The sequence below is a fragment of the Corallococcus sicarius genome (genome assembly GCF_003611735.1).
Lineage (GTDB): Bacteria > Myxococcota > Myxococcia > Myxococcales > Myxococcaceae > Corallococcus > Corallococcus sicarius.
In genome coordinates, this window is record NZ_RAWG01000083.1 from 18,094 (window position 1) to 32,162 (window position 14,069).

11 protein-coding genes are annotated in these 14,069 nt (G+C 70.1%); 6 read left to right on the forward strand and 5 right to left on the reverse strand.

Features of this window, described 5'->3' with window-relative positions:
- Positions 1 to 2: 2 nt before the first annotated feature.
- Positions 3 to 3,548 (reverse strand): DNA polymerase III subunit alpha, encoded by a 3,546-nt coding sequence (gene dnaE, locus D7X12_RS15280; RefSeq protein WP_120626011.1) that lies wholly within the window; start codon positions 3,546 to 3,548, stop codon positions 3 to 5.
- A gap of 244 nt (positions 3,549 to 3,792) precedes the next feature.
- Here dnaE and D7X12_RS15285 point away from each other — a divergent pair, with 244 nt between their 5' ends.
- Positions 3,793 to 5,883: a sulfatase family protein gene (locus D7X12_RS15285; RefSeq protein ID WP_244224571.1), complete on the forward strand. Its 2,091-nt coding sequence runs from the start codon at positions 3,793 to 3,795 to the stop codon at positions 5,881 to 5,883.
- Between the two features lie 7 nt (positions 5,884 to 5,890).
- On the opposite strand, the gene D7X12_RS15290 is transcribed toward D7X12_RS15285, so the two are convergent.
- Complete coding sequence (locus tag D7X12_RS15290) at positions 5,891 to 6,814, reverse strand: CPBP family intramembrane glutamic endopeptidase (RefSeq protein WP_147443669.1); 924 nt, start codon at positions 6,812 to 6,814, stop codon at positions 5,891 to 5,893.
- A 159-nt stretch (positions 6,815 to 6,973) separates the two neighbouring features.
- Here D7X12_RS15290 and D7X12_RS15295 point away from each other — a divergent pair, with 159 nt between their 5' ends.
- The 4 genes from D7X12_RS15295 to D7X12_RS15310 all read left to right on the forward strand — a co-directional run bounded on the left by D7X12_RS15295 (position 6,974) and on the right by D7X12_RS15310 (position 9,615).
- Positions 6,974 to 7,423, forward strand: a complete 450-nt coding sequence (locus tag D7X12_RS15295) for a Spy/CpxP family protein refolding chaperone (RefSeq protein ID WP_120626014.1) — start codon at positions 6,974 to 6,976, stop codon at positions 7,421 to 7,423.
- Between the two features lie 95 nt (positions 7,424 to 7,518).
- On the forward strand, positions 7,519 to 8,328 hold the full coding sequence (locus tag D7X12_RS15300) for a M14 family metallopeptidase (RefSeq protein ID WP_120626020.1): 810 nt from the start codon (positions 7,519 to 7,521) through the stop codon (positions 8,326 to 8,328).
- On the forward strand, positions 8,325 to 9,206 hold the full coding sequence (locus D7X12_RS15305) for an aldo/keto reductase (RefSeq protein ID WP_120626015.1): 882 nt from the start codon (positions 8,325 to 8,327) through the stop codon (positions 9,204 to 9,206). Before D7X12_RS15300 ends, D7X12_RS15305 begins: the two co-directional genes overlap by 4 nt.
- A gap of 127 nt (positions 9,207 to 9,333) precedes the next feature.
- Positions 9,334 to 9,615 carry a FruA-associating protein, FapA gene (locus D7X12_RS15310; RefSeq protein WP_244224572.1) on the forward strand — a complete coding sequence of 94 codons (282 nt, stop codon included), beginning with the start codon at positions 9,334 to 9,336 and terminating at the stop codon, positions 9,613 to 9,615.
- A gap of 23 nt (positions 9,616 to 9,638) precedes the next feature.
- Here D7X12_RS15310 and D7X12_RS15315 read toward each other — a convergent pair whose 3' ends face one another.
- On the reverse strand, positions 9,639 to 11,135 hold the full coding sequence (locus tag D7X12_RS15315) for a hypothetical protein (protein ID WP_147443670.1): 1,497 nt from the start codon (positions 11,133 to 11,135) through the stop codon (positions 9,639 to 9,641).
- Between the two features lie 118 nt (positions 11,136 to 11,253).
- Positions 11,254 to 12,444, reverse strand: coding sequence for a substrate-binding domain-containing protein (locus D7X12_RS15320; protein WP_120626017.1), 1,191 nt, complete (start codon positions 12,442 to 12,444; stop codon positions 11,254 to 11,256).
- 176 nt (positions 12,445 to 12,620) lie between these two features.
- Between D7X12_RS15320 and D7X12_RS15325 the strand changes: the two genes are divergently transcribed.
- Entirely contained in the window at positions 12,621 to 13,427 is an 807-nt protein-coding gene (locus D7X12_RS15325; protein WP_244224573.1) for a hypothetical protein, read from the forward strand.
- An 18-nt stretch (positions 13,428 to 13,445) separates the two neighbouring features.
- On the opposite strand, the gene D7X12_RS15330 is transcribed toward D7X12_RS15325, so the two are convergent.
- Positions 13,446 to 14,069, reverse strand: a 624-nt coding sequence (locus D7X12_RS15330) for a molybdenum metabolism regulator (protein ID WP_120626019.1), incomplete at its 5' end; no start/stop codon positions are given.

Here is a 14,069-nt window from a genome sequence, read left to right on the forward strand (position 1 = left end):
AATCAGCCGAACTCCACGACCTTCTGCCCGAAGAGCTTGTCCACCGCGAGGAGCAATTCGTCGTTCACCTGCACCTTGAGCGTGGTGCCGGCGATGTGCGCTTCGGCCTCCCCGGGGAACAGCACGCTCACCGCCACCGGCGTCGCCCCCGCGTACTTCTTCGCCAGCTCGTTGAGCTTCGCCAGCCGCTCCTCGGTGACGACGTCCGCGGGCAGGCGCAGCTCCAGCCGCTTGGTGCGCTTCTCCCGCACGGACTTGAGGCTCTGGATGTCGTCGACGATGAGCTCCGCGGTGGGCGTGTTCTCGTCGCGCTGCGAAATCTGCACCGTGCCCGTCACCAGGATGGGGTCGTCCGACTTGAGCAGGTGCTCCCACTGCTCGTAGCCCGGCTTGGGGCCCTGCTTGGACCACTTGCCGTCCTTGCCCATCACGTTGCGCGTGCCGTCCTTGCCCGGGAAGCACACCAACTCCGTGGAGCCGGACAGGTCTTCAATGGTGACCCACGCCATGCGCTTGCCCGTCTTGGTGGGGCGCTCGCGCAGCACGGTGATGATGCCCGCCACGGTGATCTTCTCATCGCGGCGCGCGCGCTGCACGGCGGTGATGGGCCGGGCGTAGCGCTTCAACTCCTTCTCGTACTGGTACAGCGGGTGGCCGGACACGTAGAAGCCGATGGACTCCTTCTCGTAGGCCAGGCGCTCCTTCTCCGGCCACTCGTCCACCGCCGCGTAGTCGTCCTTGAGGCCGGTGCCGGCGGAGGCCGGGCCCGTGAGCATGCCGAACAGCGAGCTCTGGCCCGCGGCCCTGTCCTTCTGGCTGGCGGAGCCGCGGTTCATCGCGCGCTCGATGGTCTCGAAGAGCTGCGCGCGGGGACGCTTCTCGAAGTCGAAGGAGCCCGCCTTCACCAGCGCCTCCAGCACCTTGCGGTTGACGCGGCGGCCGTCCACGCGCTCGCAGAAGTCGAACAGGCTCTTGAAGGGGCCTTCCTTGCGCGCCTCCAGGATGGACTCGATGGCGCCCTCGCCCACGCCCTTGATGGCGCCCAGGCCGAAGCGGATCTTCCCGTCCACCGCGCCGAAGGCCAGGTCGGACTGGTTCACGTCCGGCGGCAGCACCTGCGTGCCCGACTCGCGGGCCTCGCCAATGTGCTTCACCACCTTGTCGGTGTTGTCCTTCTCGCTGGTGAGAAGGGCGGCCATGAATTCGCACGGGTAGTGGGCCTTGAGCCACGCCGTGTGGATGGTGACCAGGCCGTACGCCGCGGAGTGGCTCTTGTTGAAGCCGTACTCGGCGAACTTCTCCATCAGGTCGAAGATTTCGCCCGCGACCTTGAGGTCCACGTTGTTGGCCTTGCAGCCCTCCATGAAGCCGGCGCGCTCGGCCTGCATGACCTCGGCCTTCTTCTTGCCCATGGCGCGGCGAAGCAGGTCCGCGCGGCCCAGGGTGTAGCCACCCAGGACCTGCGAGATCTGCATCACCTGCTCCTGGTACACGATGACGCCGTAGGTGTCCTTGAGCACCGGCTCCAGGTTCGGGTGCGGATACGACACCTTCTCCCGTCCGTGCTTGCGGTTGATGAAGACGTCCACCATGCCGGCGTCCAGCGGACCCGGGCGGTAGAGCGCGCCCGCGGCGATGACGTCTTCGAAGCAGGACGGCTTGAGCTTCATCACCATTTCGGTGAAGCCGCTGGACTCCATCTGGAAGACGCCGGCCGTGTCGCCCTTGGCCATCAGCGCCCACATCTCAGGGTCGGTGAGCGGAATCTCGTGCCGCTTGATGTCCTTCTTGTGGTTGCGGTTCACCAGGTCCAGCGCCTGCTGGATGACGGTGAGCGTCTTCAGGCCCAGGAAGTCGAACTTCACCAGCCCCGCCGCCTCCACCTCGTCCTTGGCGAACTGGGTGATGAGGATCTTCTCGCCCGGGGGCGAGTACACCGGCACGAACTCCCACAGCGGCTTGTCGGCGATGACGACGCCGGCCGCGTGCATGCCGGGCTGGCGGTGCAGGCCCTCCAGCGCGAGCGCGATTTCGAGCACGTCCTTGGTGGTGACGGGGTTGCCCTCCACCTCACCGATGTTGGAGGGCTTTTCGATCATCTCCTTGAGGCGAGGCTCCATTTCAATGGCCTCCTTCAAGGTGATGTTGAGGACTTCGGGCACCAGCTTGGCGATGCGGTCGCCTTCGCTGAACGGCAGGCCGAAGACGCGGCACACGTCGCGCAGCACGCTCTTGGCCTTGAGCGAACCGAACGTGATGATCTGCCCCACGTTCATCTCGCCGTACTTGCGGCCCACGTACTTGATGACCTCGTCGCGCCGGTCCTGGCAGAAGTCGATGTCGAAGTCCGGCATCGACACGCGCTCCGGGTTGAGGAAGCGCTCGAAGAGCAGGTTGTACGGGATGGGGTCCAGGTCGGTGATGCGCAGCGCGTACGCGACCAGCGACCCTGCTCCGGAGCCACGGCCCGGGCCCACCGGGATGTTGTGGTCCTTGGCCCAGTTGATGAAGTCCTGGACGATGAGGAAGTAGCCGCTGAAGCCCATGCGCTGGATGACGCCCAGCTCCAGCGTGAGGCGGTCTTTGTACTGCTGGTGGTCGATGGGGTACTGGTGCTTCAACTCCTCGAAGCGCTGGCGCAGGCCCTCGTACGCCAGCTCCGCCATGAAGGAGTCCGGGGTGTGGCTGTCGGGCACCTTGAACGTGGGCAGCATGGGCTTGCCCAGCTTCAGCTCCACGTTGCACTGCTCGGCGATGCGCTGGGTGTTGTGGACGGCTTCCGGCGTGTCCTTGAAGAACTCCAGCATCTCCGTGGGGCTCGTGACGTAGAGCTTGTCGGTGGAGTGCCGCAGGCGCTTGCTGTCCGCGAGCGTCTTGCCGCTCGCGATGCACATCAGCAGCTCATGCGCGCGGGCGTCCTCGCGCTTGATGTAGTGCGCGTCCGCGGTGGCGACGAGCGGCACGTCGATGTCGCGCGAGAGCTGCTTGAGGTTCTCGTTCGCCTTGTCCTGCTCGGGCATCCCGTTGGATTGGATCTCCAGGAAGAACTGCCCGGGCTCGAAGATGTTCTTGTACTCGGTGGCGGCGCGGCGGGCGTGGTCCATGTCGCCGCGGAAGCACGCGCTCGTCACTTCGCCGCCCAGGCACGCGGTGAGCCCGAAGAGCCCCTTGCTGTGCTTGGCCAGGACCTCCTTGTCGATGCGCGGGTGGTAGTAGAACCCGTTCATGTACGCGGTGGAGGACAGGTAGCGCAGGTTCGCGTAGCCCTCCTCGTTCTTGGCGAGGAGGATGAGGTGGTGGGCCACCTTCTCCGAGCGGTCCTCGCGCCCCTTGGGTCCCGCGACGTACGCCTCCAGGCCGAGGATGGGCTTGATGCCGGCGTCCTTCGCCTTCTTGTAGAAGTCGATGGTGCCGAACATGTTGCCGTGGTCCGTGACGGCCACGCTCGACATGCCCTTCTCCTTCACCGTCTTGATGAGGTCCTTCATCCGGATCGCCCCATCGAGCAGCGAATAGAGGGTGTGGAGGTGAAGGTGCGTAAAGGACATAAGCGGCAGGTTCCCGGAGTGAAGAAGGAGGCACCTGAACAGTAGAGCCCGGGTCCCCTGCTCGCCAGTCCAGTGACAGGGCCAGCGGTTTCGGAGGACCTCCCACGTCCTGGGAGCCCGGAAATCCGGACTGGAAAACACCCGGAGCGGAATCGAGCTTCCCCGCCGTCCGGGCGTGTGCACTTCGGACGGGGCGGGGTGGCCTCCGTGGGATTCGTGCCCACGCTCCCCCAGGATGTCCTCCATGGCCCGTTCACCGACGCTCGGGCGTGCCCTCCTGCTTGGCTGTCGGGCGGGCCTGCTCGTCTTCCTGCTGCTCTACACGCTCTGTGCCCTGCTGAACATGCAACTGGGTTACCAGGGCAACGAGAGCCGCATCGTCACCGATTGGGTGTGGAGCGAGTGGCGCGGCGTGGTGCTGTGGCAGGTGGCGCGGCTCATCGCGGCGTACTCCGTCATCGGCCTGGTGCTGGGGGCGCTCCTGGGCGCGGGCGCGTGGGCGGCGGAGCGGAGCCGGCGCGCGGTGTTCGGCTGGAGCGCCCTGGGGTGCCTGCTGGTGGAGGCGCTGGGGGTGCTGGGGAACATGGCGCAGCATCCGCACGTGTACGCGGCGACGCTGTATGGGCGCTCGGAGGTGACGGCGGCGCTGCTGCGGGCGGTGAGCGGCACGCAGCCGTCGGGTTGGTATGCGGCGGCACTGGTGCTTCCGGCGGTGAGCGGGGTGGCGCTGGTGCTGCGGGGACTGGGGCCGGTGCCGCGCTGGCACCGGGTGGTGGGAGGCGCGACGGTGGCGGTGGCCGTGCTGGGGTTCGCGGGCCTGGGGCTGGCGCGGATGGGGCGTCCCGCCGGGGGAGCGGGGACAGCGCGGCCGAACCTGCTCATCCTGGCGTCGGACGGGCTGCGGCCGGATCACCTGTCGGGCAACGGCTACCCCCGGGCCACGTCCCCGAACATCGACCGGTTGATGGACGAGGGCACGCGCTTCAGCGACACGGTGGTGCAGGTGCCGCGCACCGCGCCGTCATGGACGACGCTGCTGACGTCGCAGTGGGCGGGCGAGCACCCGGTGGTGCACACGCTGGTGGGCCGCGAGGCGCGCGAGACGAAGCTCACCACGCTGGCCACGGTGCTGGCGGCGCAGGGCTACCGCACGGCGGTGGTGGCGGACTACGCGGGGGACCACTTCTCCCGCTTCCCGTATGGCTTCCAGCAGGTGTCCGCGCCGGACTTCCGCTTCCCGGACCTCGTGCGTCAGCGAATGCTCATCATGCACGTGGCGCTGCTGCCGTGGACGGCGCTGGCGCCAGGGCTGTTCCCGGAGCGCGGTGAATTCCCGGAGCTGACCGACCCGGCCCCGCTGCTCGCGCGGGTGCTCCGCACGTTGGATGGGTTGCCGGAGGACGCGCCGTTCGCGCTGGTTGTCTTCGCGTCGTCCACGCACTTTCCCTACGCCGCGCCGTGGCCGCAGGAGGGTCGGTTCGTGGAGGAGGGCTACCGGGGGCCGTGGCGCTTTGGCACGACGCCGCAGGTGGAGGTCAACCCGGAGGCGCCCTCCCCCACCCCCGAGGACGTGGCCGCGCTGGGGGCCAACTACGACGCGGGGGTGCGCACGTTCGACGGGCTGGTGGGGGACCTGCGCGCGGACCTGGAGCAGCGCGGGCGGTGGGACGACACGCTGGTGGTGGTGCTGTCGGACCACGGTGAGCACCTGGCGGACGCGAGCCTGGGCCTGGGCCACGGCGACCACCTGTGGGGCGGCGCGGCGCTGCGCATCCCCTTCGTGGTGCGGCTGCCCGGGCAGGTGGCCCCAGGGCGCACGGTGACGCAGCGGGCGCGCTCGCTGGATGTGGCGCCCACGGTGCTGGAGCTCTTGGGCGTGCCCACGCCGGAGTCCTTCCGGGGCCGCTCGCTCGCGTCATTGGTGAGGCCCGGGGAGGAGCCGGGGCCGCTACCGGACGCGCCCGCGCTCATCGAGACGGACCTGTGGTTCAGCGACCGCGACGGCCAGCCGTACCAGACCGTGCGCATCCCCTACCCGTGGATCTACGAGACGGCGACGGTGGAGAAGGACACGGGGGAGATTGCCCTCAAGCCCGAGTGGGAGGGCACCGTGCGCCGGGCCCGGCACCGGGGGCTGTACCTGGGCCGGTGGAAGCTGCTGGAGCTACCCACGCCGGACGGGGTGGTGGTGCAGCTGTTCGACGTGGTGGCGGATCCGGCGGAGGCGCACGACGTGGCCGGGGACTTCCCCAACGTCGTGACGGCGATGCGCGCGAGGCTGGCCGAGGAGCTGCCGGATGGAACCCGCGAGGTCGAGCGCCCCGTCGAACACTGACGGCCGGCTACGAGCTGGCGAGCTCCGTTCGCGCCTCCCCCGGTGAGGTGCTCGTCCGGCGCAGCAGCACGAGGGCCCCCACCGCCAGCAGCGAGCACCCGACGACCAGCGAGAGGTTCGCCGACGCGGGCATCTGGGAGAAGGGCGTCACGTAGCGGGTCAGCAGGAACGACGTCGCGTTGTTGAGGACGTGCACCACGATGGGCAGGCGCACGCTGCCCGTGCGCTCCGCGAGCCAGCCCAGGAACACGCCCAGCACCAGCGCGATGGGGGTGTGGATGGGGTCCATGTGGATGAGGCCAAAGACCGTGGCCGACACCGCGAGTCCCGCCACGCGACCCCAGCGCTGGACCAGGCGGGTCTGCATGTAGCCGCGGAAGAACAGCTCTTCACCCGTGCCCGCGCCCACGGCCCCGAAGAGCAGCAGCAGCGCGAACAGCCCGGGCGGAGCCTGGCGGCTTTCCTCCACCACCTTCAGCGCCGTCGTCCACTGCCACACGCCCGTGAGGATGCTCAGGCTCTCCAGGGCCTGTCCCAGCGCGATGCACCCCACCACCGCGACGCCCCACGCCCAGGCGGGCAGCGAGGCTCCGGCCTGGAGCCGCAGGCGCTCGCGCAGCGGTTGGGGGGACAGCGCGCCGCCCAGGAGCGCGGTGCAGATGAACGTCGTGCTCGACACCGCCGCTCCCGCCACGAGCACCCAGGGCAGGAACTTGAGCTGCTCCAACAGCGCGGTGACGGCCGCGGGATCCTGGGGATTGCCGCCGGTGCGCAGCAGCTCCCGGGTGACCGCGATGCCGACGATGACGCTGCCCACCACCATGATGACCCCGAGGGCGAGCACGAAGGCGAGCGCCACCGTCCACACGCGCGGGGGCTTCGCGGGGGCGGACGGCATGGGGACATTGGACGGTTCGGACTGGGAATCCATGGCGCGCGACGTTAGTGCCCGCATGCGCCCAAGTCGAACCGCCTCCCGTGCCTGCCTTCACACTTCTTCACGCCCCACGCAAACCCTCTCAATGAGCGGCTTCCATATTGGCTCCAGTCAGGAAGCAGCAACGAACCCCACGTCTGGAGACACAACGCCATGAAGAAGAAGCTCGCCATCGCCGGTACCGCCGTCGTCGCCGTCACCCTCCTCACCGGCTTCGGCTTCGGCGGCCGCGGTCACCACGGTTCGCCGGATCCGGAGCGCATCAAGCAGATGGTGACGTGGAAGCTGGACGACAAGCTCGATGACCTGGACGCCACCGAGGCCCAGCGCACGTCCCTCCACGCCGTGAAGGACCGCCTCCTCGCGGAGGGCCAGCAGCTCATGGAGGGACAGCAGTCCGTCCGCAAGGAGGCCCTCACCCAGTTGGAGTCGCCGAACCCGGACGCCGCGAAGCTGCACGCGCTGGTGGACGCGCGCATCGACGCGTTCCGCGCCTTTGCCCACAAGGCGACGGACGCCGTGCTGGAGATGCATCGCACCCTCACCCCGGCCCAGCGTCAGGAACTGGCCAGCGAATACCGCGAGCGCACCGGCCAGAAGTAGCCCCGTCCCGTCGGGGGTGAACCCGGCACGAAATATTCGTGAGCGGGCCCTGCTCCAGCATGGGCAGGGCCCGCCGGCGCGACTATGTTTCCACGGTGGATTACACCGACTACGCGCGACGCATCCGCTCCCATTCGTCCCTGGGGGAGCTCACCGAATACGGCCAGGTGCACGAAGGCGGGCGTGACTACCCGCTCTTCCGCCTCATCGTCCCCGGCGAACGCTGGCTCGTCATCACCTCCGGCTTCCACGGCGAGGAGCCCGCGGGCCCGCTGACGCTCGCCCAGCACCTGCCGGACATCGTCGCCTACGCGAAGTCGAAGGGCGTGGGCCTGCGCGTCTACCCGTGCATCAACCCCTCCGGCTTCGAGGACGGCTCGCGCTACAACCGCAGCGGCGAGAAGCCCAACAACGACTTCATGCGCTACGAGATCGCCCCCGGCGAGTGGCGCGGCGAGCTCGTCGGCGACCCGCCCATCCTGCGCTGGGCGCTGTACGACGGCGGCCCCAAGGAGACGCGCGCGCTGCGCACCGACCTGGCCCGCTTCCCTCCTCCCGACGCCGCGCTCGACATCCACCAGGACAACTACCTGGGCGGCGTCGCGACGTACGCGTACACCTTCGGGGACAAGGCCGCCTACCGCCCGCTGATGGAGGCCTGCGCCGCGCACGCCACCGTGGTGCGCAGCCGCAAGGTGGATGACAACAGCTTCGCGGACGAGAACGGCTTCGTCGTCTTCCACGACGGCAGCGTCACCGACTGGTACACGCGCCAGGGCGTGCCGTACACCGCCGCGCTGGAGACCACCACGCCCACGCCGCTGCCGACGTGCGACGCCATCAACCTCACGTGGATCCGCGGCTTCATCGACCTGGCCGCGCGGGGCGAGGGCCCGAAGCGATGATCCAGCGCCCCCTGGGAAACAGCGGCCTCACCGTGTCCGTGCTCGGCTTTGGCGCGGGGCCGGTGGGGAGTGAAGCCTTGAGCGACGCGGACGCGGGCGCGCTGCTGCACGGCGTGCTGGACGCGGGCATCACCCTCATCGACACCGCGCCCAGCTACGGCGTGTCCGAGGAGCGCATCGGCCGGCACCTCGGCTCGCGGCGCCGTGAGTTCGTGCTGTCCACCAAGTGTGGCTACGGCGTACCCGGCGTGGAGGACTGGACGCCCGAGTGCATCACGCGCGGCGTGGACCTGGCCCTCCAGCGCCTGCGCACCGACGTGCTGGACGTGCTGCACTTCCACTCGTGTCCCCCGGAGGTGCTGCACCGCCCCGGCCTCCTGGAGGCGCTCACCCGCGCGGTGGAGTCGGGCAAGGTGCGCGCCGCGGCGTACTCGGGCGACAACGCCGGGCTGGATGCCGCGTTGGAGTCGGGGGTGTTCGCGGTGGTGCAGACGTCGGTGAATGTCTTTGATCAGCGCTCACTCGACCACGGTGTCGCGAAGGCGAATGCACGCGGCGTGGGCGTCATCGCCAAGCGGCCCCTGGCCAACGCCCCGTGGCGCTTCCACGACCGGCCGTCCTCGCACGACGTGGGCGAGTACTGGGACCGGATGCAGCGGATGGCCCTGCAGCCCGGAGGCCTGGACTGGCCGGAGCTGGCGCTGCGCTTCACCGCGCACGCGCCCGGGGTCGCGACCTGCATCGTGGGCACCACGCGGCTGGAGAACCTGCGCGCCAACGCCCACGCGCTGGAGCAGGGGCCTCTGCCGGAGCCCGTGGTCCGGGAGCTTCGTGACGCGTTCCGTCGGAATGACCACGGTTGGGACGGCGTTGTCTGAGCAGCCCCCCGGGCTCCCCGTTCGTCAAGAACCGTGAGGGGCCCTTCCCGCAAGTGCTCACCATCAACGGTTGTCTCGTCCAACCGGGACGGGTGCCTGCTCTTGGGTGCATGCCGAACATCCGGACATGAACGAGATGCAGCAGTCAGAGAAGCAGGGAGAGTCGGCGGAACTCCACCCTTCATCGCTGGACCTGAACCAGGTGGAGCACACCCCGCAGGTGGCGAAGTGGTTGCGCCTTCGGGCGAGCCAGTGGCTCACCAACGCCCAGAAGGAGTTCAACGAAGCCATCTTCGCGCGGGACGGCTCGGACGCGTCGTTGGACCGCTATGCCGACGCCCGCTCGGAGCTGGACTCCGCCGAGGCCTGGGCGCTGCGCGTCGCGGAGTTCCTGATGCGTCCGCAGTAGACACAAGCGCCCGGAAGCCGCGTTCAAAGCGCGAAGCGCCGGATGCGTACCCGCGAGGTGCCGTCAGGCTCCGTCACCGTCTCGTCCATGTAGAGCGCGGCCGGCTGTCCCCGGACGACGTGGTGCGCGTTGGGATTCGCGATGGGCGCCACCTCCTGGAGCGTCGTCCCGTCCCACACCGACACGAAGTGCTCCGTGCCTCCGTCCGGGGTCTGCTTGGGATTGGCGAAGACGAAGCGCTGCTCGCCCGGGATGAACTTGAAGAGGTTCACGTTGATCTGCTTCGGGTAGCGGATGACGGCGCTGGAGCCTTCCGGGCGGTCATGCGTGTGCCAGGACAGGGTGCGTCTCCCGGCTTCGGGGCCGTAGCCGTACGTCATCCACACCGAGGTCCGCAGGTCGTCACTCACCGCGGGCCAGGTGTCGATGAAGGTCCCCCCGGCAAGCGGCTCCCCTGCCCTCTTCCAGAGCGAGTGGACCGCCGTGCACCGGACCCCGAAGCAATCCACGCCCGAGCAGAAGAGGAGCGGCTGGGTGCGCGTCTGCAGGGTCTGGCAGGTCTGTCCATAGGTCACGCTCGTGCATCCCCAGTCCATGCAGGCGATGGCGCTCCTGGGCGGAAAGACGTCGAGGGGCCTCTTGACGCCCTCCGTGTTGACGATGACCGTGTCCTCGCCAAAGAAGGAGGGGATCAGCCACACCCAGGTCCCCGCGACGGGGACCTCCCACAGCTGGGCTCCGGTGGCGGTGTCATGGACCTGGACGTTCTGCTTCGGCGTGAGCATCCCGAAGCGTGCGCCTGCTGGGGAGATGATCAGCTCGGATCTGGGCAGGCCCAGCTCCTGCACCGTGCTCAGCGTCAGGTCGATAATCCACGTGCGCGCCCCCTGCCACGCCCACAGGTACCGCTCTCCCGCGTGGAGCGCCGGCACCCCCTCCAGCACGCGCAACAGCGTGCGCTTCGGGCAGGCCTGGGCCGTGCATCCGTCCAGGTCCACCACGCGCACGTCCGAGTCGCCTTCCGGCGTCTGCTCGATGAAGGCCAGGTAGCGCTCCCCTTTCTCCTGCATCAGGATGTAACCCTGCATGCGGTCGCTGAGGAGGAAGGCCTGGAGATCCCCGGGCCGCCACAGCCACGTCGAGCGGAGGCCCTCCGCCTGGGCGCTCCAGAGCAGCAGGGTGCTTCCCTCCGCGGTGAAGCGCAGCCCTTCCACGGGCGGCGCGACGGTCCGCACCTCACCGGACGCCAGGTCCTGGACGACCGTGCCGCCATCGATTTCCTGCGCGACCAGGAAGCGCTGCTGGGCATCCACGTCCCACAGGTACGCCCCCTCCATCAGCGTCTGGATGGGAGCGCCGGCATCGCCAGCGTCAGCGGTCTCTCCCGCGTCCGGCTCCGTGCCCGCATCCACGCCGACGTCCGGCGTCTCGTCGCATCCGGCCAAGCCCATCCCGAGCAGCAACAGGCCCAGGGCCGTCCGTCCTCCTCGCGAGAGGAGACGGCTTCGTTGAGATGACATCGGTTTCTCCTGGCAATGCAGTGCGATTCCGCCGCCGGGCCGGCACGGCGGGCGAAAGAAGAGGCATTGCTGTTACGGAGCGAGGCCCCTCCCCCGGTCATGGAAAGCGACAGCCTGTTCAGCGCCCCACGCCCATGCGCGACCACAGGTCCAACAGGGTGCGCAGCACGGACGCGTCCGGCACGTCCGCCGCGGGCGGCACGTCCACCCGGATGCCCTGGGCCGCCAGCCGCGTGAAGGGGTTGTCCGCGTCCGCCGTCTTGAGCGGCACGGACGGGTCCGCCGGCCGGAAGCCGAACGCCAGGGCCCGCTCCTGCACCGGCCGGCTGCGCAGGAAGCGCACCCACTCCAGCGCGGCCTCGCGCTGCTCGGGCGTCACCCAGTCCCCCTGGAGCACCGCCGCCGGATGGTCGCTCCACAGCGTCACCGGCGGGTAGTCCACCTGCAACTGCCCCCACCGTCCTTGCGCGTTGCCCAGGTGCGAGATGGCCAGGCTCTCGTAGACCAGCGCCAGGTCGTAGCGGGACGGGCCGAAGCGCACCAGGTCCGTCATGAAGATGCCGGTGGACGGCTCGAAGCGCGTCACGCCCCGCTCCAGCCGCTTGAGCCACTCCTGGTAGCCGGGGTCCAGCAGGTCCGCTTCCCTCACCCCCGCGCGCTGGCCCAGGTACTCCAGCGTCGCGGACAGGAGCGCCTGGAGGCCGGAGTTGGACTTCGTCGGGTCGGTGTGGCCCAGCTTCACGAAGCCCCACGCGGCGGGGCCCCCCACCGCGGGCCAGCCCTGGTCGCTGCCCACCGCGCGCTGGAGCGTCTTCCACGACAGGTGCCCGCCCCCGCCCGCCTTGCGCAGCACGTCCATCCGGTCCTGCCAGCCCACGAAGACGAGCGGCGTGATGACCAGCGGGTGCGGCGCGGCGTCCCCCTCCGTCGCGAACAGCGGCCCGTGCCCGGCGTCCGTCGCCCAGTCCGCCGCGAGCATGCGCAGCACGGCGCTGTCCGCCGGGCTCCACACCGTGGGCTGCTCGCGGCCCTCCAGGATGGCCTGGGCCGCCTCCAGCGAACCCCGCCCCACCAGCGTCACCCGCACGTGCGGGTGCGTGCGCTGGAAGTCCGCGAGCGCCGCCTCCACCCACTCCCGCTTCTCCGTGCTGTAGAGGAACGTGATGTCCGTCACCCGCCGGCGCGACGGGGGCCGCGCGGGCTCCGCCTCCGGGCTCCCGGAGCGCGGCGCCTCCGGGGTCGTCAGCAGGTAGGAGACCCCGAACACCGCGGCCAGCACGCCAATGAGGAGGAGGAGCCGCGGCTTCATGTGCAGCCTCGTACCCCGGGTCGCACCCCGCGAAAGTCCGGCGGTGCCTTTGTCACAACCATGTCACCCACCGCGTCTCCCCTGGCCGCCCACCCTCCGGAGAGGAAGCCGGCCGGATGCCTTCCAGAACGTTTGTTCGACCTCAAAGCGGATGGCAGACTGAACCCATGATGGCAATGCGTCGGCGAATCGTGCTGCTGGGCTGGGGCGTGCTGCTGGGAGCCTGCGCGGGAACGAAGGCTCCGCCCGTGCAGCACTATGCCCTGGGCATGTCCCGCGCGGATTATCGGGATTATTCGGGGTCGAAGGCGAGCCCTTGTGACGCGGAGCCGCGCTGGTTCTCCGACGAGCTGACGGCGGTGAACGGGCTGCTGGCGCGCTTCATCAAGGAAACGGCGCAGGCGCAGGACCCGACGTCGCCGGACCAGCCCAAGCAGCTCGCGCTGCTGGAAGAGGGGCTGCGCACGCTGCCGCCGGTGCTGAAGGTGCACGAGGGCAACCTCCGGGCCCTGCAGACCTGTGACTTCCGGCGCTCGGGCGCGTTCCCGGACCTGGCCCAGCGGGGCGCGACGCTGGTGAAGGAGGCGCAGGGGCTGATGGCCCAGGGGCCGAAAATCAAGGCCGCGGTGGCCCTGCAAGCGGCGCAGCAGCAGTGGCGGGACGAGGCCCCGGCGCGCGTGGAGAAGGCGCGCGGGACGTGGTGCTCGAAGGATCCCCAGGTGGGCCAGCCGGACCTGTACTTCGCGCGGCAGTCGCCGGAGGGGCGCACCGAGTGGCTCTTCTGTGACGGGCACCGCGTGGAGAAGGTGGCCGAGGGCGAGCCCACGCTGGTGAGCCCGGAGAACCTCAGCCGCAAGGACCGCCGGCGCGTGCAGCCCCAGAAGTACCTGGATGCGGCGCGCAGCTACCCCACCGAGGAGATGGACCGCCAGCCCACCTCCGCGACGCCCCCTGCCGCAGCCGCCGCGGAAGAGGTGCGCTGAAGTCACCGCAGGCCCGCGTCACGCCCCCAGCCGGGCGAGCCGCTTCGACAGGTGCGCGTCGCCGCCCGCGGCCACCCCGCCGACGAAGGCCGCGAGCGAGCTGCCCGCGCTGGACAGGTGGGCCTCCACGTGCGGCTTGAGCACGGTCCAGCGCTTCGCCCACGCGTCCTCGGAGCCGTCGCGCAGGTCCGGACGCTCGGCGAGGAGCGCCGTCACGCGCAGCGCCAGCTCCGGGTCGCCCAGGGTCCGCGCCGCCGCCACGCCGGTGGGCACGAGGGCCGCGGGCGCGGCCGTCCACAGCTGGGTCGCGCGCTGGAAGGCCGCCACGTCCACCGCGGACAGGAGCCCCAGGGCGTGGCGCAGGGGCAGCCGTCCTTCCGCCTTGGGCCCCACCACGTGCGCCATCAGCGCGGCGAAGGGCGCGGCCAGCGCGGGGTGCGCCGCGGGGTCCACGCCGCCCAGGGCGCGCAGGGCCTGGCGGGCCTTGCGTGCCAGCCGCGTCACCTTCCAGGAGGGGCCCCTGAGGCGGGCCTGGAGGAGGGCGAGCGCGCCCGCGGCGGCGGCCACCTGTTCCGGGCCGGGCGTGGCGGGCGCCACGCGGCGGGGCAGCACGAGCTGCGGGGGCGGCGCGGCGACCTTGGG

What these genes read in the sequence shown, in the direction of transcription:
- dnaE (WP_120626011.1), bottom strand. Translation starts at nt 3,548, where the DNA reads ATGTCCTTTACGCACCTTCACCTCCACACCCTCTATTCGCTGCTCGAT.
- D7X12_RS15285 (WP_244224571.1), top strand. Translation starts at nt 3,793, where the DNA reads ATGGCCCGTTCACCGACGCTCGGGCGTGCCCTCCTGCTTGGCTGTCGG.
- D7X12_RS15290 (WP_147443669.1), bottom strand. Translation starts at nt 6,814, where the DNA reads ATGGATTCCCAGTCCGAACCGTCCAATGTCCCCATGCCGTCCGCCCCC.
- D7X12_RS15295 (WP_120626014.1), top strand. Translation starts at nt 6,974, where the DNA reads ATGAAGAAGAAGCTCGCCATCGCCGGTACCGCCGTCGTCGCCGTCACC.
- D7X12_RS15305 (WP_120626015.1), top strand. Translation starts at nt 8,325, where the DNA reads ATGATCCAGCGCCCCCTGGGAAACAGCGGCCTCACCGTGTCCGTGCTC.
- D7X12_RS15310 (WP_244224572.1), top strand. Translation starts at nt 9,334, where the DNA reads ATGAACGAGATGCAGCAGTCAGAGAAGCAGGGAGAGTCGGCGGAACTC.
- D7X12_RS15315 (WP_147443670.1), bottom strand. Translation starts at nt 11,135, where the DNA reads ATGTCATCTCAACGAAGCCGTCTCCTCTCGCGAGGAGGACGGACGGCC.
- D7X12_RS15320 (WP_120626017.1), bottom strand. Translation starts at nt 12,444, where the DNA reads ATGAAGCCGCGGCTCCTCCTCCTCATTGGCGTGCTGGCCGCGGTGTTC.
- D7X12_RS15325 (WP_244224573.1), top strand. Translation starts at nt 12,621, where the DNA reads ATGCGTCGGCGAATCGTGCTGCTGGGCTGGGGCGTGCTGCTGGGAGCC.